The organism is Arthrobacter rhombi (assembly GCF_039526245.1).
Classification (GTDB): Bacteria; Actinomycetota; Actinomycetes; order Actinomycetales; family Micrococcaceae; genus Arthrobacter_H; species Arthrobacter_H rhombi.
The window spans coordinates 117521-141119 of record NZ_BAAAIV010000005.1; the positions used below are offsets into that span (position 1 = coordinate 117521).

General features: G+C 66.9%; 16 protein-coding genes. 11 read left to right on the forward strand and 5 right to left on the reverse strand.

Annotation, left to right across the window (positions count from 1 at the left end; all coding sequences use genetic code 11):
• The first annotated feature begins 9 nt into the window (after window positions 1–9).
• From ilvD to ABD088_RS05145, 9 genes are all read left to right on the forward strand, one after another.
• Complete coding sequence (ilvD, locus tag ABD088_RS05105; protein ID WP_343900530.1) at window positions 10–1713, forward strand: dihydroxy-acid dehydratase; 1704 nt, start codon at window positions 10–12, stop codon at window positions 1711–1713.
• 271 nt (window positions 1714–1984) lie between these two features.
• On the forward strand, window positions 1985–3868 hold the full coding sequence (locus ABD088_RS05110; protein ID WP_343900531.1) for an acetolactate synthase large subunit: 1884 nt from the start codon (window positions 1985–1987) through the stop codon (window positions 3866–3868).
• Window positions 3869–3872: 4 nt separating this feature from the next.
• Window positions 3873–4391 carry an acetolactate synthase small subunit gene (ilvN, locus tag ABD088_RS05115; protein WP_343900532.1) on the forward strand — a complete coding sequence of 173 codons (519 nt, stop codon included), beginning with the start codon at window positions 3873–3875 and terminating at the stop codon, window positions 4389–4391.
• A 55-nt stretch (window positions 4392–4446) separates the two neighbouring features.
• Window positions 4447–5472, forward strand: coding sequence for a ketol-acid reductoisomerase (gene ilvC / locus ABD088_RS05120; protein WP_343900533.1), 1026 nt, complete (start codon window positions 4447–4449; stop codon window positions 5470–5472).
• 201 nt (window positions 5473–5673) lie between these two features.
• Window positions 5674–7053: a hypothetical protein gene (locus ABD088_RS05125; protein WP_343900534.1), complete on the forward strand. Its 1380-nt coding sequence runs from the start codon at window positions 5674–5676 to the stop codon at window positions 7051–7053.
• Between the two features lie 183 nt (window positions 7054–7236).
• Window positions 7237–8832 carry a phosphoglycerate dehydrogenase gene (serA, locus tag ABD088_RS05130; protein WP_343900536.1) on the forward strand — a complete coding sequence of 532 codons (1596 nt, stop codon included), beginning with the start codon at window positions 7237–7239 and terminating at the stop codon, window positions 8830–8832.
• Between the two features lie 128 nt (window positions 8833–8960).
• Window positions 8961–9923: an alkaline phosphatase family protein gene (locus ABD088_RS05135; protein ID WP_343900537.1), complete on the forward strand. Its 963-nt coding sequence runs from the start codon at window positions 8961–8963 to the stop codon at window positions 9921–9923.
• Between the two features lie 129 nt (window positions 9924–10052).
• A complete protein-coding gene (gene metG, locus ABD088_RS05140; RefSeq protein ID WP_343900539.1) occupies window positions 10053–11615 on the forward strand; it encodes a methionine--tRNA ligase in 1563 nt (520 codons plus the stop codon).
• Between the two features lie 332 nt (window positions 11616–11947).
• A complete protein-coding gene (locus ABD088_RS05145; protein ID WP_343900540.1) occupies window positions 11948–13717 on the forward strand; it encodes a BCCT family transporter in 1770 nt (589 codons plus the stop codon).
• A 126-nt stretch (window positions 13718–13843) separates the two neighbouring features.
• On the opposite strand, the gene ABD088_RS05150 is transcribed toward ABD088_RS05145, so the two are convergent.
• Together ABD088_RS05150 and ABD088_RS05155 are read right to left on the reverse strand one after the other, a co-directional pair.
• Window positions 13844–16459, reverse strand: coding sequence for an ABC transporter permease (locus tag ABD088_RS05150; RefSeq protein WP_343900542.1), 2616 nt, complete (start codon window positions 16457–16459; stop codon window positions 13844–13846).
• A gap of 1 nt (window position 16460) precedes the next feature.
• A complete protein-coding gene (locus ABD088_RS05155) occupies window positions 16461–17210 on the reverse strand; it encodes an ABC transporter ATP-binding protein (protein WP_343900544.1) in 750 nt (249 codons plus the stop codon).
• Between the two features lie 160 nt (window positions 17211–17370).
• Between ABD088_RS05155 and ABD088_RS05160 the strand changes: the two genes are divergently transcribed.
• Entirely contained in the window at window positions 17371–18528 is a 1158-nt protein-coding gene (locus tag ABD088_RS05160) for an LCP family protein (protein ID WP_343900546.1), read from the forward strand.
• Between the two features lie 103 nt (window positions 18529–18631).
• The gene (locus ABD088_RS05165; protein ID WP_343900547.1) at window positions 18632–19753 is read left to right on the forward strand and encodes a hypothetical protein; all 1122 of its coding nucleotides are present in this window, start codon (window positions 18632–18634) and stop codon (window positions 19751–19753) included.
• Between the two features lie 14 nt (window positions 19754–19767).
• On the opposite strand, the gene ABD088_RS05170 is transcribed toward ABD088_RS05165, so the two are convergent.
• The 3 genes from ABD088_RS05170 to ABD088_RS05180 all read right to left on the reverse strand — a co-directional run bounded on the left by ABD088_RS05170 (window position 19768) and on the right by ABD088_RS05180 (window position 23565).
• Window positions 19768–20457, reverse strand: coding sequence for a response regulator (locus ABD088_RS05170; protein WP_343900549.1), 690 nt, complete (start codon window positions 20455–20457; stop codon window positions 19768–19770).
• Complete coding sequence (locus ABD088_RS05175) at window positions 20458–21645, reverse strand: sensor histidine kinase (RefSeq protein ID WP_343900551.1); 1188 nt, start codon at window positions 21643–21645, stop codon at window positions 20458–20460.
• A 75-nt stretch (window positions 21646–21720) separates the two neighbouring features.
• Window positions 21721–23565, reverse strand: a complete 1845-nt coding sequence (locus ABD088_RS05180) for a glycosyltransferase (RefSeq protein WP_343900552.1) — start codon at window positions 23563–23565, stop codon at window positions 21721–21723.
• Window positions 23566–23599: the final 34 nt, after the last annotated feature.

Here is a 23599-nt window from a genome sequence, read left to right on the forward strand (position 1 = left end):
CTCGGATCTATGAGCCAGGACAGCACCATTGACATCAAGCCACGCAGCCGCGCCGTCACCGACGGCATCCACGCCGCCCCGGCCCGCGGCATGTTCCGCGCGGTCGGCATGGGGGACGACGACTTCGCGAAGCCGCAGATCGGCGTCGCCAGCTCGTGGAACGAAATCACCCCTTGCAACCTTTCCCTGAACCGGTTGGCCCAGGCCTCCAAGGAGGGCGTCCACGCCGGCGGCGGTTTCCCGATGCAGTTCGGGACCATCTCCGTCTCGGACGGCATCTCCATGGGCCACGAGGGCATGCACTTCTCGCTGGTTTCCCGCGAGGTCATCGCCGACTCCGTGGAGACCGTCATGATGGCCGAGCGCATCGACGGCTCCGTGCTCCTGGCCGGTTGCGACAAGTCGCTGCCCGGCATGCTGATGGCCGCGGCCCGCTTGGATCTCGCCAGCGTGTTCGTCTACGCCGGTTCGATCATGCCGGGCACCGCCAAGCTCGAGGACGGCACCGAAAAGGAAGTCACCCTCATCGACGCCTTCGAGGCAGTCGGGGCCTGCGCAGCCGGCAAGATGAGCGAGAAGGACCTGGACACCATCGAGCGGGCCATCTGCCCGGGCGAAGGCGCCTGTGGCGGCATGTACACCGCCAACACCATGGCCTGCATCGGCGAGGCCCTGGGCATGTCACTGCCGGGCTCCGCAGCCCCGCCCTCCGCTGACCGCCGCCGCGACATGTTCGCCCGCAAGTCCGGCGAAGCAGTGGTGGAGATGCTGCGCAAGGGCATCACCGCCCGAGACATCATGACCCGCAAGGCCTTCGAGAACGCCATTGCCGTCACCATGGCCTTCGGCGGTTCCACCAACGCCGTCCTGCACCTGCTGGCCATCGCCCGCGAGGCGAACGTCGACCTCAAGCTCGAGGACTTCAACCGCATCGGCGACAAGATCCCGCACCTGGGTGACCTCAAGCCCTTCGGCGACTACGTCATGTACGACGTCGACAAGATCGGCGGCGTGCCGGTGGTCATGAAGGCCCTGCTCGACGCCGGCCTCATCCACGGCGACTGCCTCACCGTCACCGGCAAGACCGTGGCCGAGAACCTCGCGGACATCAACCCTCCGGAACTGGACGGCAAGGTCGTGCGCAAGCTGGACAACCCGATCCACGCCACCGGCGGCATCACCGTCCTCACCGGCTCCATGGCCCCCGAGGGCGCCGTCGTGAAGAGCGCCGGCTTCGACGCCGACGTCTTCGAGGGCACTGCCCGTGTCTTCGAGCGCGAGCAGGGCGCACTGGACGCGCTGGACAACGGCGCCATCCACGCCGGCGACGTCGTCGTCATCCGGTATGAAGGCCCCAAGGGTGGACCGGGCATGCGCGAAATGCTCGCCATCACCGGCGCCATCAAGGGTGCGGGACTGGGCAAGGACGTCCTGCTGCTCACCGACGGCCGCTTCTCCGGAGGCACCACCGGCTTGTGCATCGGCCACGTGGCACCAGAGGCCGTCGACGGCGGCCCGATTGCCTTCGTGAAGGACGGCGACCGGATCCGCGTGGACATCGCCGCCCGTTCCTTCGACCTGCTGGTCGACGAGGAGGAGCTGGCGTCCCGCCGGGAGGGCTGGGAGCCGCTGCCGGCCAAGTTCACTACCGGTGTGCTCGGCAAGTACGCCAAGCTCGTCAACTCCGCGAGCACGGGAGCCTACTGTGGCTAGCTAATACGGCAGGACACGGCGTCCAACGAGGCAGAGATGTCCAAGAGTTGGACGCCGTGTCCATATGCTGAGACGGCCAGTGTGGTCCGTTGACAGTCCCCCCGCCTCCGGGGAAACTGAAGACATGCAGATCCGAACCGAAGTCCTACTAGTTACACAGCGCGGAGCCTAGCCCTCGTTTGTAGGACACGGTGACGCGCGAACCCCACTGAAGCCACGAGGCCAGCGGGGTATTTTTATGCGCAGAACTAGAGAAGAGAAGGATTATCCGATGAGTAACGGAACACCCATCAGCCCGTCGCTGGTGGCCGCCAAGGCCGCCGGCCGTGCCAAGGATCAAGCTCCTGTCTCTTCCAACGTGGATGCCTCGAGCCCGGTACAGGGTCCGAACAACACCGTGGCACCCACAGAGATGACTGGCTCACAAGCCATCGTCCGCTCGCTGGAAGAACTGGGCGTCACAGACGTCTTCGGGTTGCCTGGAGGGGCCATCCTGCCCCTCTACGACCCACTGATGGACTCGACCAAGATCAACCACATCCTGGTCCGCCATGAACAGGGCTCCGGCCACGCAGCACAGGGCTACGCCATGGTCACCGGACAGGTCGGGGTGTGCATCGCCACCTCCGGCCCCGGGGCCACCAACCTGGTCACCGCCATTGCCGATGCCCACATGGACTCGGTTCCCCTGGTGGCCATCACCGGCCAGGTCCACTCGGCCTTCATTGGCAGCGACGCCTTCCAGGAAGCAGACATCGTCGGCATCACCATGCCGATCACCAAGCACTCCTTCCTGGTCACCAACCCGGACGACATCCCGCGGGTCATGGCCGAGGCCTTCCACATTGCAGGTACCGGCCGGCCCGGCCCGGTCCTGGTGGACATCACCAAGGACGCCCAGCAGGGCACGGGCAGCTTCGCCTGGCCGCCGAAGATCGACCTTCCCGGGTATCGCACCGTCACGCGTGGCCACGCCAAGCAGGTCCGCGAGGCGGCCAAGCTCATCGCTGCGGCCCAACGCCCGGTCTTCTACGTCGGTGGCGGCGTCATCAAGGGACACGCGTCAGTGGAACTGATGGAACTGGCCGAACTTGTCGGTGCCCCCGTCGCCACGACGCTCCAGGCCCGCGGCGCGTTCCCGGACTCGCACGAGCAGCATGTGGGCATGCCCGGCATGCACGGTGCCGTCTCAGCGGTCACCGCGCTGCAGCAGTCGGACCTGCTGATCACCCTCGGCGCCCGTTTCGATGACCGGGTCACCGGCGTGCTCTCCACGTTCGCGCCGAACGCCAAGGTCATCCACGCCGATATCGATCCGGCCGAGATCTCCAAGAACCGCACGGCAGATGTGCCGATCGTCGGTTCGGTCAAGGAGATCCTGCCCGAACTCACCGAGGCCTGCAGGGCCCGGTTCGCCGAGGACGGCCGCCCGGATCTGGCTCCGTGGTGGTCCACCCTGAACCGCCTGCGCGAGACCTACCCGATCGGCTACACCGAAACCGAGGACGGCCTCACCGCCCCGCAGCGCGTCATCGAACGCATCGGTGCCCTGACCGGGCCCGAGGGCGTCTACGTTGCCGGCGTCGGCCAGCACCAGATGTGGGCCGCCCAGTTCGTGAAGTACGAGCGCCCCCACCAGTGGCTGAACTCCGGCGGCCTGGGCACCATGGGCTACTCCGTCCCGGCGGCCATGGGCGCGAAGGTCGGCAACCCCGACCGCGTGGTCTGGGCCATTGACGGCGACGGCTGCTTCCAGATGACCAACCAGGAACTCGCGACCTGCGTGATCAACAAGATCCCGATCAAGGTCGCGATCATCAACAACTCCTCGCTCGGCATGGTGCGGCAGTGGCAGACGCTGTTCTACGACTCCCGCTATTCCAACACCGACCTGAACACCGGCCACGGAACCGCACGCGTGCCGGACTTCGTGAAGCTCGCCGATGCGTACGGCTGCGCCGGACTGCGTTGCGAACGCGACGAGGACATCGACGCCACCATCCAGCAGGCGCTCGACATCAACGACCGCCCGGTCGTGATCGACTTCGTCGTCAGCCGCGACGCGATGGTGTGGCCCATGGTCCCCTCCGGCGTGAGCAACGACGCGATCCAGATCGCCCGCGGCATGACCCCTGAATGGGAAGAGGAGGACTAGGACCATGGCACGCCATACCCTTTCCGTGCTCGTGGAGGACGTCCCCGGCGTCCTGACCCGCGTGTCCGGCCTGTTCGCCCGCAGGGCGTTCAACATCGATTCACTCGCCGTCGGTCCCACCGAAGTCCCCGGGATGTCCCGGGTGACCGTGGTGGTCGACGCCGAAGGAGACTTGCTGGAACAGGTGACCAAGCAGCTCAACAAGCTCATCAACGTCATCAAGATCGTGGAATTGACCCCCGATACGTCCGTGCAGCGCGACCACATCCTGGTCAAGGTCCGCGCGGACGCGGCAACCCGTCTGCAGGTCACCCAGGCCGCCGACCTTTTCCGGGCCTCGGTGGTGGATGTTTCCACCGATTCACTGATCATCGAGGCCACCGGAACCGCCGAAAAGCTGGACGCGCTGCTCGCCGTCCTCGAGCCTTTCGGCGTCCGGGAAATCGTCCAGTCCGGAACCCTGGCCGTCGGCCGTGGTTCCAAGTCGATGTCGGACCGCGCGCTGCGATCCGCCTCCGCCTGACCTGCACCCACCAGACCCAACACACCTCACACACGAAAACCAAGGAGTTATCACCGTGACCGATATGTACTACGACGACGACGCAGACCTCTCGATCATCCAGGGCCGCAAGGTAGCCGTCATCGGCTACGGCTCCCAGGGCCACGCCCACGCGCTGAGCCTGCGCGATTCCGGCGTCGACGTCCGCATCGGCCTCAAGGAGGGCTCGAAGTCCCGCGCCAAGGCCGAGGCCGAGGGCCTGCGCGTCGTCTCCGTGGCCGATGCCGCCGAGGAAGCCGACGTCATCATGATCCTGACCCCGGACCAGGTCCAGGCCAAGGTCTACCAGGACGAGATCGCCTCCCACCTGAAGGCCGGCGACGCCCTGTTCTTCGGCCACGGCTTCAACATCCGCTTCGGCTACATCCAGCCGCCGGCAGATGTCGACGTCGCCATGGTCGCCCCCAAGGGCCCGGGCCACATCGTCCGCCGCGAATTCGAAGCAGGCCGTGGCGTTCCCGACCTGATCGCCGTGGAGCAGAACCCCTCCGGCACGGCCAAGGAGCTCGCACTGTCCTACGCCAAGGGCATCGGCGGCACCCGCGCCGGCGTCATCGAGACCACCTTTACCGAAGAGACCGAAACCGACCTCTTCGGCGAGCAGGCTGTCCTCTGCGGCGGCGCTTCGCAGCTGGTGCAGTACGGCTTCGAGACCCTGACCGAAGCCGGCTACAAGCCGGAGATCGCCTACTTCGAGGTCCTGCACGAGCTCAAGCTCATCGTCGACCTCATGGTCGAGGGCGGCATCGCCAAGCAGCGCTGGTCCGTCTCCGACACCGCAGAGTACGGCGACTACGTCTCCGGCCCGCGCGTGATCACCCCGGACGTCAAGGAGAACATGAAGGCCGTTCTCGCCGACATCCAGTCCGGTGCGTTCGCCAAGCGCTTCATGGACGACCAGGCCAACGGCGCCAAGGAATTCCTCGAGCTGCGCAAGAAGGGCGAGGACCACCCGATCGAGTCGACCGGCCGCGAACTGCGCAAGCTGTTCTCCTGGATCGAGAACAACGACGACTACACCGAGGGCGTCACCGCGCGCTAACCCGCACGCAGACGTTCCGGGGGAATCCCCACCGAGTACGACGGCGATGGCCTGCACTGTTTCGACGGTGCAGGCCATCGCCGTGTCCGGGAGGGGCGGCAGCTGGACGTGTTGATCAGACCCTGCTGATGCCTGCCATGGTCCATTGGCATTCCTGCTGCTACTGTCGGTCAAATATCGGGGTACCGGAGCGGGGGAGCTGTGGAACAAGATCCAGAAGCGTCAGCTGAACTAGAGGAATTCACTGTCCTGACGGACGCATCCTCCATTGAACTGGCGCCGGAGCATGAGGGTACTAACGCCTCGCGCTTCGCGATCATGGCAACGCTTGGAGCCGGTGCCCACCGGGGGCTCGACGGTGAACTGGCAGGTGTGACTCCGTCCAATTTGGAGCGTTTCGGCATCGATCCGGAGGTGGCCTACAGGGGTGAAGGGCGTGGAGGCTATGAAGCCTCCTTCGCTGAGGCGGTGTACCTGCTGGAGGCCTTTGCGAGTGGTTGGAGTCCGGAAGAGGTTCGCTACCGCGCGTTCAGGGCACTCAATGAGGATCAGCAGACCGCGGCGCGTCTTCCGTTGCTGGCAGCTGGATTGAGCAGCCCACTGGAACGGGAATCAGCCATCGCCGCATCGGCGCTCATGAATTCGGTGTCGCCGTTCCCGGAAGACACTGAGGTGTCGGGCGAATGGCGAGGCTGGCCGTTCCGTTTCATGGACCGCAGGATCGATACGTATCGTCTGGGAGGTCCCGCACTACTCCGTCCGGTCGATGACGAAGACGGTACACCGGGCACGCCGTTGCCGTGGGTGGGTGACGAATGGCGGAATTACTGCACCTACTGGCTACGCGACGTCTTCTCCGAGGGGAATCCGACGTCCGTTCTTGCGGCCCTTCACTTCCTTGCGGCCGTTCGGGTGGACCTGGCACTGCGCTCGGCCGATCCCATCGTGCGCGAGTTGGGGCGGGCCGCCTCCTTCAGTGGGACGGACGACGGGGACAGTGATCCCCGGGATGGATCAGCGGGGCCCCTGGATGGGGATCGTGAACGTGTTTCGACCATGGTCCACGGCACGTGGGGATGGAAGGGAAGCTGGTGGTACCCCGGTGGCGACTTCCATGGATATGTACAGCAAGGTCACCGGCCCGGCCTGTACGACGAAGGCCAGGAGTTCTCCTGGTCGGGGGCCTATAGCAAGACGCAGCGGCGCCTCGGTGGTCGACGATTTGAGCGTTGGGCTCGCTCTGCCGGCGGCGCCAGCGGCCTCGAGACCGTCTTTGGCCACAGCTACGGCGGTGAAATCGTCGCCCATGCCGTGAACGCCGGCACCCTGATCGACGAGGTCGTGTTGCTCAGTGCGCCCATCCACGCAGCTCACCGGCAGATGGTTGGCCAGGTACGCCAAGTCCTTGACGTTCGTCTCGATTTCGACATCGTCCTGACCGCAGCACGTGCGGCCCAGTGCCTGCCACTGGCGCCAAATGTCGTCGAGCACCGAATCCTCAGTTCGTTCTGGAGCCACTCGGCCACGCACAACCCCACCGTCTGGAATAGCGAAGGCATCGCCGTGGCTATTGGCTTGTAGGTGGTGGCGTGGCCGTTCCTGTTCGAGAGGTAGGTGGGATAGGGCGCGCGCCGAGGCGTACCCGCCCGTAATATCCGTACGCCAACAGGCGGGACCCGGCCTCGGGGCGATATTCTGGCGGCTGGGGGCCGGAGAAACCCCGGCCCCGAACCAGCATCCGTCAATCGCAAAGGTGCCACCTCAGTGTCAGAAACCAAGCCCGTTGTTCTCCTCGCCGAGGAACTTTCGCCAGCTACCGTCCAGGCGTTGGGTCCTGACTTCGAGATCCGCAGCACCGATGGTTCCGACCGTGCCCAGCTGCTCGCAGCCATCGCCGACGTGGACGCCATCCTGGTCCGCTCGGCCACGAAGGTCGACGAGGAAGCCATCGCAGCGGCCAAGAACCTGAAGATCATCGCCCGTGCCGGCGTCGGTCTGGACAACGTCGACATCAAGGCCGCCACCCAGGCCGGTGTCATGGTCGTGAACGCCCCGACCTCGAACATCATCTCCGCCGCCGAGCTGACCGTGGGGCACATCGTTTCCCTGGCCCGCCGCATTCCTGCTGCCAATGCCTCCCTGAAGGGTGGCGCCTGGAAGCGCTCGTCCTACACCGGCGTCGAACTCTTCGAAAAGACAGCGGGCATCATCGGCCTGGGACGCATCGGCGCCCTGGTTGCCGCCCGCCTGCAGGGGTTCGGGATGGACGTCGTCGCGTACGACCCGTACGTCACCAGCGCCCGCGCGCAGCAGATGGGCGTGCGCCTGCTCGAGCTCGACGAGCTGTTGGCCACCTCTGACTTCATCACCATCCACATGCCCAAGACCCCGGAGACCCTGGGCATGCTCGGGGCCGAGGCGTTCGAGAAGATGAAGGACAGCGCCTACGTCATCAACGTCGCCCGCGGCGGACTGGTCGACGAGGACGCCCTCTACACCGCGCTGAAGGAGCAGAAGATCGCCGGCGCCGGCATCGACGTGTACGTCACCGAACCGAGCACCGACCTGCCATTCTTCGAATTCGAGAACGTCACCGTCACCCCGCACCTGGGTGCCTCCACCGATGAGGCGCAGGAGAAGGCCGGCGTGTCCGTCGCCAAGTCGGTGCGCCTGGCGCTGTCCGGCGAGCTGGTCCCCGACGCGGTGAACGTTGCCGGTGGGGTCATCGACGAGTCCGTCCGTCCGGGCATCCCGCTGATCGAGAAGCTGGGCCGCATCTTCACCGCCCTGACCGTCGATTCGCTGACCTCACTGGACGTCGAGATCGCCGGGGAGATCGCCGAGCTGGACGTGAAGGTCCTGGAGCTCTCCGCGCTGAAGGGTGTCTTCCGCGACATCGTCTCCGACCAGGTCTCCTACGTGAACGCCCCGGTGCTCGCCGAGCAGCGGGGGATTACCACCCGCCTGGTCACCACCGCCGAATCACCGGAGTACCGCAACGCCTTGACGCTGAAGGGTGCGTTGTCCGACGGGCAGCAGATCTCCGTCACCGGTACGCTGACTGGCCCGAAGCAGATCGAGAAGCTGGTGGGCATCGGCGGCTACGAACTCGAGATCCCGATCGCCGAGCACATGATCGTCCTGGTCTACCAGGACCGCGCCGGCGTCATCGGCACCCTCGGCAGCACGTTGGGGGAGCACGACGTCAACATCGCGGCCATGCAGGTGGCCCGCAATGAAGAAGGCGGCCCGGCCCTGGCAGTCCTCGCCGTCGACACCGCCCTGCCGGTCGGCGTCCTGGATGCCGTGCGCGATGCCATCGGTGCCACCACCGCTCGCGAGGTCAACCTGGCCGACTGATCGCCGTGCCGAGAGGGCGTGGGGCCGGTATCCGCCGGCCCCACGCCCTCTCGCCATGTGTGGGTGGTTCCTGGCGCGGGGCTGAGGGGGACCTGTTGGAGCGGAGTCCTCGGGTCTAGTATCGGCACATGCAGCGTAGGCGGGGAATTCGCCGGGGGACCGTGGCCGTCGGCATCGCCGCGACCCTGTTGGCTGCCGGGTGCTCCGCAGCGGATCCCGGTGTCGTGTCCTCATCCGGCGCCGCAGCAACCAGCCTCCGCCCGAGCTCCCCGGGCTCCCTTCCGGCGGCTACGGCACGGGCGGCCGTGGGACACATCGTGATCATCGTCGAGGAGAACCACTCGGTGTCCACCATCCTGGGCGATGCCGCCGCCCCGTATATCAATTCACTGGCCGACAGGTATTCGTTGGCCACGAACTACCACGCCATCGCACATCCGAGCCTGCCCAACTATCTGGCCTTGATGGCCGGGACCACTGCGGGAATCACCACGGACTGCACGCCGGGCCCCCACTGCGTGGCCGGAGTCCCGAACATCACCGATGCCCTCGAACGATCCGGGCGGACCTGGAAGATGTACGCCGAGGGCATGCCGGCCCCCTGCACGGCCGCCAACTCCGGCCGTTACGCCGTCAGGCACAACCCCTTCATGTACTTCCCGGGTGTCACCTCCGACCCGGCGGCGTGTGCGCAGCATGTGGTTCCGTTCACCCAGCTCGCCCGGGACCTGAAAACCGCTGCGAGCCTGCCCGATTTCGTCTTCATCAGCCCAGACACCTGCAACGACATGCACGACTGTCCAGTGGCCACCGGCGATGCCTGGCTCGCCCGCGAAGTCCCGAAGATCCTGGACTCGCCCGCCTTCACCCGCCAGAACTCCCTTCTGGTGCTCACCTGGGATGAAGATGACCACACGGACCGGAACACGGTCGCCACGCTCTTTGCCGGTCCGGCCGCCCGCCGGGGCGCCACCTTCTCCCGGCTGTATGACCACTACTCACTGCTGCATACGGTGGAGGATTTGTGGGACCTGCCCCCACTGACGGCGAACGATCGGGATGCGCCGGTCATGGGTGACCTGCTGCGATGACTTCGGGCTCCCGTCGGGCCCACGGTGGGGCACTGACCGTGGGGACAGAGGTGGTGCAACTCCGCGCGAGGGGTGCTGTTTCGCTACCCGGATGGGCGGCGGAGGCCCGGGGTGCGGTAGATTTCTCGGGTGACTTCATCCCAGGACCAGACCCCGTTTTACATCACCACCGCCATCTCGTATCCGAATGGCCTGCCGCACATCGGGCATGCCTACGAGTTCATTGCCACGGACGCGATGGCCCGTTTCAAGCGCCTGGACGGTGGTGACGTCTTCTTCCTGACCGGCACGGATGAGCACGGCCAGAAGATGCTGCAGACTGCCGAGAAGGAGGGCATCACGCCCCGCCAGCTCGCGCAGCGCAACTCGGACGTGTTCCAGGAGGCCCAGGACGAACTGGGCATCAGCTACGACCGCTTCATCCGCACCACCGACGCGGATCACCACGATGCGGCCCAGGCCATCTGGCAGCGGATGGAAGCCAACGGCGACATCTACCTCGACAAGTACGCCGGCTGGTACTCCGTGCGCGATGAGGCCTTCTACGGCGAGGACGAGACCGAGGTCCGCGAGGACGGGGTACGCTACTCCACCGACTCGGACACCGAGGTGACCTGGACGGAGGAGGAATCCTACTTCTTCCGGCTTTCCGCCTACCAGGACAAGCTGCTGGAGCTCTACCGCAACGAGCCCGAATTCGGTGCGCCGCGGTCCCGCTTCAACGAGGTCATCCGTTTCGTCGAGGGCGGCCTGAACGACCTGTCGATCTCCCGCACCAGCTTCGACTGGGGCATCCCGGTTCCGGGCAACCCGAAGCACGTGATGTACGTGTGGGTCGACGCGCTGACCAACTACCTCACCGGCGTCGGATTCCCGGACATGAACTCGGCATCCTTCCGCAAGTACTGGCCCGCCGACGTGCACGTGATCGGCAAGGACATCTCGCGGTTCCATGCCATCTACTGGCCGGCGTTCCTGATGTCCGCAGGGCTTGAATTGCCGCGCCGCGTCATGATCCACGGACACCTGCACAACAACGGCGTGAAAATGTCCAAGTCCCTGGGCAACACCGTCTCGCCGGCCGATTGGGTGGAAGGCTACGGCCTGGACCAGACCCGCTACTTCCTGCTGCGCGAGGTCCCCTTCGGTGCCGACGGGAACTACAGCCACGAGGCGATCGTGGGGCGCATGAACTCCGACCTCGCCAACAATCTGGGCAACCTGGCCCAGCGGTCGTTGTCGATGGTGGCCAAGAACTGCGAGGGCAAGGTCCCGACTCCTGGGGAGTTCACGGACACGGACCGCGCGCTGTTGGACGACGCCGCTGCATTGTTGGACCATTCGCGGGCGGCCTATGACCGCCAGGAGTTCAGCAAGGCGCTGGAGGCCATCTGGCACGTCCTGGGCGACACCAACGCCTACTTTGCCGAGCAGGCGCCCTGGGTGCTGCGCAAGACGGACACGGCGCGCATGGAGACGGTGCTGTACGTGACGCTCGAGGTGCTGCGTCGCGTCGCACTGCTGGTGCAGCCGATCATGCCGACCGCTGCCAGCCAGCTGCTGGATGTCCTGGGCCAGGAAGGGGGAGCGGCGCGCACGTTCGCCGCTTTCGACTCGCCGATCGAGACCGGACACGAACTGCCGACGCCGACGCCGATCTTCCCGAAGTACGAGGAACCGGCAGAGGCCTAGCCGCGGTGCCGTCCGCCGCCGGCGTGATTTCCGTCGATTCTCGGCGGATTACTAGCACGACGTAGCGGGCGGCACGGCGGATCATGTGGTGAGTCAGGGCACGGAGGCGTGCGATTTCCGTCACGCCATCTCAGGGAGTGCACAGGTGTGCCCCAGCTGGACCACAGGCGGGAATTTGCCCCGCAGTGCGCCGCCGGGCGGTCTTGGGGGCCGGCCGGAAATACACATCGACGGCAGGTGGCCTCGGCCAACTCCACGTTGACAGGCCCCGAGCCGCCAGTAAAGTGAATCCCCGAACCGATCTGTCCCCGATTGTGTGATTAAGGACTTTCATGAGCACCCCACCGGCAACAAGCGGTGAGCAAAAAACCGCGGAACCACAGGTTCCCCGAACGTCAGGCAAAACGCCCATCATCCCGGCCCCGCGTGTTTTCTGGCCGGCGCTGACGGTCATCGTCGCCCTTGTGGTGATCGCCATGGTCGCCCCCGAAGGCACATCCAAGGTGTTCACCAACCTGCAGAATGGTGTCGTCAAGGGCCTGGCACCGTACTACATGCTGGTCGTCGGCGCCTTTGTCGTCTTTGCGATCTGGATGGGTATCAGCCGCTACGGAAACATCACCCTGGGAGCGGATGACGAAAAGCCCGAGTTTTCCCTGCTCTCCTGGTTCGCCATGCTCTTCGCCGCAGGTATGGGCATCGGCTTGGTCTTCTGGGGCGCCGCCGAACCTTTGACCTTTTTCGTGAACCCCAAGCCCGGAGTCACCGGGGACCAGGCCCAGATCGCGCAGGCCGCGATGGGCCAGACCTTCATGCACTGGGGCCTGCACGCCTGGGCCATCTACGCCGTCGTCGGCCTGTCCATGGCCTACGCCATTCACCGCCGCGGTCGCCCCATCTCTATCCGCTGGGCGCTTGAACCCCTGTTGGGGGACCGGGTGAAGGGCGGATTGGGCGACACCATTGACGTCATCGCCGTCGTTGGCACCCTGTTCGGTGTGGCGACCTCGCTGGGGCTGGGTGTGCAGCAGATCTCTGCCGGCCTGGCACACATGCATGTCGTCGGCGAAGTCAACAACGTGTTGCTGGTCGTGCTGATCATCATCATCACGCTGATTGCCCTGTTGTCAGCCGTGAGTGGCGTCGGCAAGGGCATCAAGTGGCTCTCCAACATCAACTTGGGCATGGCCGGGGTCTTCATGATCTCGATCCTCCTGCTTGGCCCGACCCTGTACATCTTCCGTGATCTGGTCTCCTCGCTGGGCTACTACCTCCAGAACATCCTGGGCATGACGCTCGACACCGCCACCTACACCGGTGCCGATGGTCTGAGCTGGCTGGGCGACTGGACCATCTTCTACTGGGGCTGGTGGATGTCATGGGCACCGTTCGTCGGCGTCTTCATCGCCCGGATTTCCCGCGGACGTACGGTGCGCGAGTTCGTCATGGGTGTTCTGGCGGTGCCGACCATCGTCAGTTTCATCTGGTTCGCCATCATGGGCGGAACGGCCATCCACGCCGCGTGGGGCGACATGAACGGTGGCCTATTCGACGCGAAGGAAGGCATCGTCTCGGAAAACGTCCTGTTCAACATGCTGGCCCAGCTGCCCTTGGGCGGCGTGCTGTCCGTCATCGCCGTGCTGCTGGTCACGATCTTCTTCGTGACCTCCTCCGACTCCGGATCCCTGGTCATCGATATGATCGCCTCCGGTGGCGACACCAACCCGCCCAAGTGGAGCCGCATGCTGTGGGCCTCGTTGGAGGGCGTCGTGGCCATCGCACTGCTCCTGGCCGGCGGGCTGGGTACCTTGCAGACCGCATCGATCCTCACCGCCTTGCCGGTCAGCATCGTGATCATCGGCATGTGCATCGCCACCTACAAGGCGCTGCACGCAGAGCACCAGGTGCTGTTGCGGGCAGAACGTCGTCAACGACGTGCAGAATTGGCGATGGAAGTCGAAGAGGGCATCACTGACCACCTGGCGGAGAACTTCGACCAGCACTTCGGTGAACAAGTCGATGACCGCATCGCCACGGCACTGCCCGACAACGTCAAGACGTCGCCGCGCCCTTGGTTGCCGCGGCCCAAGAAGCGCCGCTGAGCGCTGACGCGGCCGAGCGCACCGACGCCCGCTGAACACCGGGCAAAAAACAGCAGGGATCCGATCCGGATCCCTGCTGTTCTTTTGCCGTTGCGGTTGCCAGCGCCGGGCGGTCGGTGAAACGGGCTATTCGGTGGCCAGTCCCTCCACGGGGGAGAGTCGTGCCGCGCGGCGGGCCGGGACGATCGAGGCGGCCAGGGCCGCGAGGACGCTGACTCCCAGGACCAGCAGCAGCTGGCCCCACGGCAGCGAGAGCGTCACCGTGGCGAAGGAACCCACCGCGGACTGGGCACCGAGTGCCCCATAGGTGGTGCCCAGCACGATGCCCAGCAGGGCGGCGACCCCGGCGATCAGCACGGCCTCGAGCGCGAGCATGCCGCGTAGCTGTCCGCGGGTCAGGCCCAGTGCCCGGAGCAGCGCCGATTCGCGGGTGCGTTCGAGCACCGAGAGGCTCAGCGTGTTCGCCACGCCGATGAGCGCGATGAACACGGCGACGGCGAGCAGGCCGGAGACGACCAGCAGCAGCGTGTCGATCACCTGGGTGAACAGTGCCTTCTCCATCGCCCCGCCGGCGACCTGGTAGTCGGAGACCCGCAGGTCGGACGCCAGCGACTTGCCCAGGTCCTGCAGCGCGGCGCTGTCCAGCCCGGGGGCCGCCTTGATCCACAGGGTCGGGTAGGCGGCCATCTCATACGATCCGGCTTCGGTGCTGGTGTTGGCGACCGAACCTGCCCCGGTGTAGCCCGGCAGCTGCTGTGCGGTCGCCGTGGTCATGATCGCCATGGCGGCGTCGGACTGCGACCGCTTCACGGCCAGCGTGCTGGTGTCCTTGCTGCCCAGGGCGTGGACCGTGAGCTTCTTGGACTTCTCGGACTGTCCGGCGAGCACCTCGCCGTCGGCGGGCACCAGCGAGGGGTCGTTAAGGACCTGGGCGAGCACGTCGGGATCCGCGGCGTAGAGCGTGGCTCCCTGGGCGTCCTGCGCCACAGGCTTCAACAGGGCGACGGCGGACACCCCGTCGACCGCGCCGGCCGCCTTGGCCTGGGAGGCGCCGAGCTGGGCCGCATCAGGGGCCGGGGTGGAGCTGCCGGATCCGCCCGAGCCCTCCGGCAGCGGGGCGCCGCCGAAGGCCTCCCCGTAGGCTGCGGGGGAGTCGACGGTGAAGTCCACCAGGAAGTTCCGTCCGAGTTCGTCGCCGAAGGACTGCTTGGTGGTCTGCGCGCCGACCATCATCATCGTCACCAGGGTGACCCCGATGAGCAGCGCGGTGGCCGTCGCCGTGGTGCGGCCCGGGTTGCGGACCGCGTTCAGCGACGCCAGCTTCGCCGGCACGCCGGTCCCGCCGAAGAGCCGGCCCACGGCCCGCACGGCGCCGGGCAGGAACAGCGAGGCGAGCATCAGGATCCCGATGAAGGAGAGCAGCCCGCCGGTGAAGCCGATGAGCAGCTGGTGCGCGACGGCACCGAACACCAGCAGTGCGCCGCCGCCGACGGTCAGCAGCGCCCCGAACACCAGGCGCAGCTTGCCGATGCGGTTGTGCACCGAGGCGTCGTCCGCCGGGCGCAGGGCGGCCAGCGGGGCCACCGACATGGCGCGCCGGGCCGGAGCCCAGGCGGCGAGCAGCGTCATGAGCGTGCCCACGCCCAATCCGGCGATGACCGAGATCGGCGAGATGGCCAGCACCGCGAAGGATGCCGAGGGCAACGTGGACACGTAGCCCACCAACCCGGCCATGACACCGATGGCCAACAGCACGCCCAAGGCCGAGGACACCACGCCGATGACCAGCGCCTCCACCAGCACGGAGCGGCGCAGTTGGGCGCGCATCGCGCCAAGGGTGCGCAGCAGGGCGAGTTCACGGGTGCGCTGGGCGACCAGCACGGCGAACGTGTTCATGACCACCAGCCCGGTCACCACCAGGGCGATGAGGGCGAAGACCAGCAGGATGACGGTGAACTGGTCCTGCCCGCCGGTGTAGCCGGACAGCTCGGTGACCGTGCGTTCCTGCGAGGTCATGACCGAGGGGTTGGTGATCCCGTGGGACTTCAGGGCGTCGGCCGCGGCGGTGGTGACCGTTGCCGCGTCGGCGCCGTCATCCAGGCGGAGCTTCAGCGACTGGTAGGAGGGGGCGGATCCGGCGAAGGCGCCGTACTTCTTCGGTGAGACGGCCACCTGCAGGTTCGAGCCCAGGAACGGGCTGTTCGAGGAGGCGGTGATGCCGGTGATGCGTGCCTCGTAGTCCAGTGCCGACCCGTCGGGGGAGGTGCCGGTCACCCCGACGATGTCGCCGGTGTGCAGGCCGTAGCGTTCGGCGTGGTCGGCATCCACGGTGAGCTCGGACCCGCCGGTGGGGGCGTTGCCGGACACCAGGGTGGTGGTGCGCAGTTGCGCGTCGGCGGCGTAGGGCTGGACCACTGCCGTGTAGTCGCCGCTGCCGGTTCCGATCCGTGCCCCGGAGGTGGTCTGGGGTTCGACGGCGGCTACCCCGGGGACCGCTGCCACGGCGGCGAGCTGCTGCGCGCCGAGCACCTCCTCCTCGGGGACGGGCTGGTTCAGGTCGATGCCGGCGACCAGGTCGGCGTTCTGGTAGGCCTCGCCGATGCTGCGCTCCAGCGACGCGGTGGCCGAGGAGTTGACCATCAGGGTGGCGGAGAGGAAGGCGGTGCCGATCATGACCGCCAGGGTGACGGCGATGAAGCGGCGCGCATAGGTGCGGATGTTGGCCAGGGCGAGTGAGAGCATGTCAGGCCCCCAGTGAGGCCAGCGCCGCGGTGACGGCTTCCGGCGTCGGATCGGAGAGCTGGCCCACCAGTTCGCCGTCGCGCATCAGCAGCACCTCGTCGGCGTAGCTGGCGGCGACCGGGTCGTGGGTGACCATGATGATGGTCTGGCCCATCTCCTTCACCGAGGAGCGCATCAGCGAGAGGACCTCGGCGCCGGTGCGGGTGTCCAGGTTGCCGGTGGGCTCGTCACCGAACACGACGGCGGGGCGGGTGAGCAGGGCGCGGGCCACCGCCACGCGCTGCTGCTGGCCGCCGGAGAGCTCGTGCGGCTTGTGGCGCAGCCGGTCCCCGAGGGACAGGGTGGAGACCACCTGGGCCAGCCAGTCGGCGTCGTGCTTGGCGCCCGCGAGTTGCAGCGGGAGCAGGATGTTCTGCTCGGCGGTGAGCGTGGGGACCAAGTTGAAGGACTGGAACACGAAGCCGATCTTCTCGCGGCGCAGCCGGGTGAGGTCGTTGTCGTTCAGTGCGGTGATGTCCTGCCCCGCAATGGTGATGGAGCCGGAGGTGGCCGAATCCAGGCCGGCCAGGCAATGCATCAGGGTGGATTTGCCGGAGCCGGAGGGGCCCATGATGGCGGTGAAGCGTCCAGCGGTGAAGGACACGTCGACGCCGGCCAGGGCGTGGACCGCGGTGGGGCCGGAGCCGTAGACCTTGGTCAGGCCCCGGGCTGAAACGGCCTGGGTGGTGGAGTGGGTGTCGGTGATCGTCATGCTCATCAATCTATGGCGTGGGTGTCCTGTGGGGGATCAGCCCGGCGGAGGGTCTTTGCGCGGGGTGGGGTCATACCGGGGTATGACCTCGGTTGTGGCGGGCGTCGGGAAGGGTGTGGCGGTCGCGGGGCGCGGGGGCGGCGGGCGTCACAATGGACGCATGACCCTTCGCCCGAGAACCGCAGCCGCCGTGCTCGCCCCCGTGTTGACCCTGGCCCTGCTCACCGGCTGTTCCAAGCCGGCCGAACCCGCACCGAGCCAGGCACCGACCAGCGCAGCGTCGACCTCGGCTGCGCCGAAGCCGGCCATCAAGACCGCGGGTCTCTCCAAGGAGCTGACCTCGTTCGCGACGGCGCTCTACACCGGGAAAACGGTGCCCACCAGTGGCCCGGCCACCGCGGCGCTGAAGCACGTGAAGGCGGCCGACGGCACCCCGGAGGTCAAGGGCACCGCGGGCACCTGGAATAAGGAGCACTTTGCCGTGCTCACCAGCGGCAAGGACGTGACCCTGGCGGTGAAGCACCAGGGCAAGTGGACCGCCGTCGGCGGCTGGTGGCCGTCGCTGGGCATCCAGGACGCCGCCCTGGGCGGCAAGCGCCATGTGCTGCTGATGGGATCGGACGCCCGGGAGAAGAAGGGGCAGAAGGTCGATGGCAGCCACGCCGACGCGCTGCAGGTGGTCGGGGTCGACGGCCACGGTGGTGGCGGCGTGCTGGGCATCCCGCGCGACCTCTGGGTCACCCAGCCCGGCGGCGGGAAGGCCAAGATCAACGACGCCATGGAAAAGCACGGTCCCGAGGCGGAAGCCAAGCTGGTCGCCCAGGTCACCGACCTGCCGCTCGAGGGCTACGTGCTGACCGGCTTCACCGGCTTCCAGAAGATGATCGACGAGCTCGGCGGCATCACCGTCAACGCTCCCATGAAGGTTCGCGCCGTGGAGAAGGGCAAACACCACGTCGACGGGTACGACGCCTTCTGGTTCTCCCGCGAACGCAAGACCCTGCCGAAGGGCGACTTCGACCGCAGCTTCAACCAGGGCCTCACGCTGACCGGCATCGGTGCCTACGCCATCGCGAAGGGCCCCGCCGGGCTGGCCACGGTGCTGGATGTGGCCAACAAGCACTCGACCACCAACCTCTCGGCCGAACAAGCGCTGACCTTCGGCGCCTGGGCCTACCAGGCCGACCTGAAGAAGGTGGGACACCAGGTCCCGACCGCCACCTACGGGTGGAGCGCCGACCGGCAATCGATCTTGAACATCACCGACGAAACGCGCTCGGTCTTCAAGGATTTCAAGGACGGAAACCTGCCCAGATAGCACGACGGCGGTGCCTCACCGAGGCCCGGACGATGCCGGATCGTGACTCTTTCGTTATGATGGGATGAGTGCCACCCGGCACCCGGACGCCCCGAGGAGGCAGATGCGCCACGTAGCACGGCATTCCACGCAGCGCACTGCCCTGCGGTGCGCCGCTGTGCTCGGCACCGTCCTGGTCGTCGGTTCGCTCGGTGTTTCCGGGGCAAGCGCGGCGTCCGCCGCGCCGGTCGAAGGATCCTCCCAGGGGCCCATCGAACGCACCGCCACCGTCGTCGGTGACGTCGTGGGTGCCACGAGTTCCATCATCGCCGACGGACCAGCGCCGCCCGGTTCCACGCCATCACCCGGAACGAGCGCGCCCGGTACTGGCTCCTCGGCCCCCACCGAGCCGGCTTCGACGACTGATCCGGCCGTCCCCACCGATCCGTCGCCCACTGAGCCGACGGATCCCACATCGCCCGGATCCTCGGAGCCGGCGGGCCCCAGCGAACCCCCCACGGATCCGCCGACGCCGCCGACCGATCCCACACCGACGCCCACGCCGACTCCGACGCCGACCAAGTCCTCGGATCCTGCACCGGCGCCGTCGACCGAACCCACGCGCCAGCCCACCAGGCCCTCGACGCATCCGCAGCCCTCGCGTCCCCGGACGGCCCACGCACGCCCCTCGACGGGCGGCGCCGCCTCCGGCAACGGAGGAGCGGGTTCCGGTCGGGACTGGTCCTCGGCATCGGGTGGCCGGCAATACAGCAACAACGGCCCCCGGGCCATCCAGCAAGGCGGGAAGCGGGACGCCCGGACCGGATTCCAGGTGGATCCTGCCACCGGCTTTGCGATCCACCCCGGGACCGGCCTGCTGATCGACCCCTCGACCGGCCGGATGCTCACGCGCGGTTCGCTGGAATCGAGCGATTTCGCCTACGACTTCGCCACCGGTGAGATCCGGCTGGCCACGGCGCACAACGCCGGCGGCGTCGATGAGGCCGATCCCACCGCTTCGTCCTCCGCGGCGAAAGCCACCGGCTCGGAGCACTCCACCGCGGCGGCCGGCTACACCGGAGACGGCCCACGGGCCGAACCCGCGGATTCGTCGCCCACGGCGAACATCGGGATGTCCCCGTCCATGATGACCATGGTCTTCGGCGCGCTGATCGTGTTCGGCGGGCTCTGGTACTTCTTCGTCTTCGTCAGGAGTCCCGGGCCGAAGCCGCAGCACCGCGACTGAGGCGTGGCGCCGGACTACGGCGTGACCACACCGGTGGCGTAGGCAATCACCACGGCCTGGACGCGGTCGCGGGCCTGTAGCTTGGCCAGGATGCGTCCCACGTGGGTCTTGACGGTCGCCTCCGAGAGGAACAGCCCGGCGGCGATCTCCGGGTTGGACCGGCCCAGGGCAATCAGTTCGAAGACCTCCCGTTCGCGCGCCGTCAGCGAGGCCACTGCCTGTTCGTGCACCGAGGCATCCTGGGCCGGGCGGCGGAGCATCGGGGCCACATGGTCCAGCAACCGGCGCGTGGTCGACGGGGCGATCACGGCGTCACCGCGGTGCACGGTGCGGATGGCCTCGAGCAGCTCCTCTGGCGGCGCGTCCTTGAGCAGGAAACCGCTGGCCCCGGCCTGGATGGCGGACAGGGCGTACTCGTCCAGATCGAATGTGGTGAGCACGATGATGCGCGGACCGCCGCAGGGCTGGCCCTCCAGGAGCTTCCCGGTGGTTTCGATCCCGTCCATTTCCGGCATGCGCACATCCATGAGGACGACGTCGGCGTGGGCCAATGCGGGGGAGGCCAGGGCCTCGCGCCCGTTGGTTGCCTCGGCCACCACCTCGAGGTCGGGTTGGGAGTTGATCAGCATCCGGAAGCCGCTGCGGACCAGGAGCTGGTCGTCGACCAGGGCGACGGTGATCGGGTTGGTGCTCTCGGTGTCCACTTAGTCCTCGGTGTAGGGGATGAAGATGCTGGCGGAGAAGCCGCCATGGGGTCGGGGCCCGGTGCTGATACGTCCATCGTAGAGGGCGACCCGTTCGGCCATGCCGACCAGCCCCTGCTGTGCCCCGACGTTGTCGTCGGTCGCGCCGGCGCCGCGCCCATCGTCGGTGACCTCGAGCTCCAAGCCGGAGCTCGTCCACGTCAGCCGGACGTCGGCCCGGGCCGCCGGGCCGGCGTGCTTGATCGTGTTGGTGAGCGCCTCCTGGACGGCCCGGTAGCCGGTGAGCTCCGCTCCGGGCGGCAGGTCACGCCGGGGCGCACCCTGGACCTCGTAGCGGACCTCCAGTCCCGCTGTCCGCGTGGCTTCGAGCAGTTCGGGGATATCCTCCAGCGTGGGGAGGGGGCGCGTGGAGGCCTGCTCATCGCCGCGCAACACGCCCAAGAGCCGACGCATTTCCCGCAGGGACTTCCGTCCGGTTTCCGAGATGGTGGCCAGGGTCTCGCGGGCGATCTCCGGATCCTTTTCGCTGGCGTACCGTGCGCCGTCGGACTGGGTGATGATGACGGAGAGCGAATGGGCCACGATGTCGTGCATCTCCCGGGCAATCCGCCCCCGTTCATCCGACGCGGCCAGTTCGCGTTCCTGCTGCCGCTCCACCTCGAGGCGGGTCGCGCGGTCTTCCAGTGCCTGGACGGCCAACCGGCGGGTGCGTGCCAGGTCCCCGAAGGTCCAGCAAACCAGCACGAGCAGGACCAGGCCGACAAAGCTGGGAAGCAGGTGCAGCCCGATGGCCTGCCCTTCAACGATGCCATAGCGCAGCGTCGCCAGTACCGCGCCGACCATGCCCGCGCACAGCCCGGCCATGGACTGCCAACGACGGGCGTACTTGGCCAGACCGTAGACCGTGATCAAGACGGCAACCTGCGAACCGAGGTACGTCGGGACGAAGGCCACCTGCAGCAGGCACCCGAGGACGACGACGGCGGCGCTGCGCCCCGGGTGCGTCCGACGCCAGATCAAGGGCAGGAGTTGCAGGGAAACGCAGACGAGCTCAATCGGGCCGTGGCCGAATCCGGCGAGGACCACCGGCACGACGCCGAAGAGCAGCCAAGCAGCCAAGCCGGTGATCAGGTCGACCTTGCGGGGGTTTTCCCGCAGCCAATGGTCAATGGCACGGTGCGGAGTCATGATTCCACTCTACTTTTCGGCGGTGGTACCCCGCGTCATACCAGGGGCGGGGATGGATCCGTGCCGGAGAGTTGTTCAGCGGATGCTGAGGTTCCCGTAACCGGTCAAGAGCGGCAGGAGGCCCGCGCTGTTGTTGATGCCCAGCCGGGCGGACCTCCGGACGGGCCCATGGTCGATGCGCACGTGGAAGTCCACCGGCTTATCGGCAGGGAAGGAGTTCCGCAGGGACGGCGGGATGTCGAAGGACCACGTCTGCGGACTTTGGCCACTGGAAGGGACGTCCAGCGTTGCGGCGCCGACGGGTGCCTGCCGGCCCTTGAGAATCAAGGCCACGGTCGCTTCGGCGGGTACTCCCCGACCACGCAGGGTGAGGTTGATCCCTCCGTCGTCCGCGAAAGCCAGGGCACCGACTGAGAAGGCGGCCTCGGCGATTTGTTGGCGTCGAGGCGCTTCGGCCCGGGCCGTTTCGAGCTCGCGGGTCCATTCCCTGAAGATCATGGGGCCCGTGTACGACTGTGCCTCCTCGAACGCGGCACGGGACATGCGCTCATGGAGGGATTCGTCGGCCAGGAACTCGGCCATGCCGGCGGACATGGCGTCCAGATCGTCGTAGTCGGCCAAGACACCGGAGACACCAGGCGTGATGACATCGCGGGGGCCGAAGCTGATGTCGAAGGCCACGGGAACGCAGCCGTGGGCCTTGGCCTCCAGCAGCGCCAAGGGCTGGCCCTCGAACTTGCTGCAGAGGATCACCGATCCCGCCTCGTCGAGTCGGCGCGGAACATCGGATACGTATCCGGTGAAGTGGACATGATCCTGGAGGCCCAATTCCCCGGCCAGAGCTTCAAGTTCGTCACGTTTGGGCCCGTCCCCGATGATGTCCAGGGTTGCGGGTGTGCCGGCCCTCACCAGGGAATCGAGGACGCGGATGGCCTTGTCGACGTGCTTGTCGGGTGCCAAGCGGCCGACAAACAGCATCTTGTACCGGTCGCGCTCTTCCCACGAGGGATAGGAGGTAGGGCCGTCCACAGGATTGCTGATGACCGTGATGTTCGAGTTGTCCCCGAGGCGCTCCCGGAATGCTTCGGCCTGCCCGTGGGTCAAGAGGACCATCCGGTCCCAGTCATCTCGATGGTCGACGATTCCCTGCTGGTTTTTGTTCAGCGGCCCGGTCATCAGGTCATGGCCGGCCTTCACATGGGTGCTGTGCAGGACGGCACTCTTGGTCGCTCCTGGGTGGTTCCAGCGCCACAACATGGAGGCCATGAACTTGCTGTCGATGACGACGTCCACCTCAAGGTCTCCGACGATTTCGGAGAGCCAATGGCGATAGAAGACCCCAGCACCCTTGAACTCGCGCGCAGGACGACCGTCGCTGCCGATCAGTTGGAGGACCCGTCGTGCCGCGCCGGCCGGGGTCGTAGACGGCAACTGGCAGTCCAGCAGGTAAAGGGATCCGTCCTCGCGGTAGTACTCACGACGACGAAGCGTCTCGGTGGCGACGTCTGTGAACTCCCGGACGGACAACGATGGCGTGTTTGCGCCGCTCGATTCGGAGACAAGGGTCCACTCCAGCTGATCGGTGGCCGTGGCCGTGAAACCGGATGTGCGGGGTTCTCCGTTGCGACTGGAGTAGTAGAAGTGCACGTTTGCGCTGTCCACCTCGCGCGAGAGCTTGCCGGCGTGCACGGCTGCGGCGACGTGGGCTTCCTGGTCAGGGTCGAAGTGGAAGGTCACTACTGCACTCGGCGTGCCCTGGTCCTGGAAAATCGACGCGCGTTTCAGGCACATCGTCGTCATGCCACCGAAGCTCTCTTCGACTGCCCACGTGACCATGAGTGCCGGGCGAGGTGAACTTGCAGCTGTGGCCGCGGGGAGATTCCAATGTTTGGCGAGCGGTTCGTTCACAGCATTCGTCATGGTGTACGTATTATCCTTACGACGCTCGTTGCCT

Bases quoted from the DNA above. Each gene is read 5' to 3' on its own strand.
- ABD088_RS05160 (WP_343900546.1), top strand. From the start codon at position 17,371: ATGACCCTTCGCCCGAGAACCGCAGCCGCCGTGCTCGCCCCCGTGTTG.
- ABD088_RS05135 (WP_343900537.1), top strand. From the start codon at position 8,961: ATGCAGCGTAGGCGGGGAATTCGCCGGGGGACCGTGGCCGTCGGCATC.
- ABD088_RS05180 (WP_343900552.1), bottom strand. From the start codon at position 23,565: ATGACGAATGCTGTGAACGAACCGCTCGCCAAACATTGGAATCTCCCC.
- ABD088_RS05165 (WP_343900547.1), top strand. From the start codon at position 18,632: ATGCGCCACGTAGCACGGCATTCCACGCAGCGCACTGCCCTGCGGTGC.
- ABD088_RS05150 (WP_343900542.1), bottom strand. From the start codon at position 16,459: ATGCTCTCACTCGCCCTGGCCAACATCCGCACCTATGCGCGCCGCTTC.
- ilvN (WP_343900532.1), top strand. From the start codon at position 3,873: ATGGCACGCCATACCCTTTCCGTGCTCGTGGAGGACGTCCCCGGCGTC.
- ABD088_RS05155 (WP_343900544.1), bottom strand. From the start codon at position 17,210: ATGACGATCACCGACACCCACTCCACCACCCAGGCCGTTTCAGCCCGG.
- ABD088_RS05145 (WP_343900540.1), top strand. From the start codon at position 11,948: ATGAGCACCCCACCGGCAACAAGCGGTGAGCAAAAAACCGCGGAACCA.
- ilvD (WP_343900530.1), top strand. From the start codon at position 10: ATGAGCCAGGACAGCACCATTGACATCAAGCCACGCAGCCGCGCCGTC.
- ABD088_RS05110 (WP_343900531.1), top strand. From the start codon at position 1,985: ATGAGTAACGGAACACCCATCAGCCCGTCGCTGGTGGCCGCCAAGGCC.
- ABD088_RS05175 (WP_343900551.1), bottom strand. From the start codon at position 21,645: ATGACTCCGCACCGTGCCATTGACCATTGGCTGCGGGAAAACCCCCGC.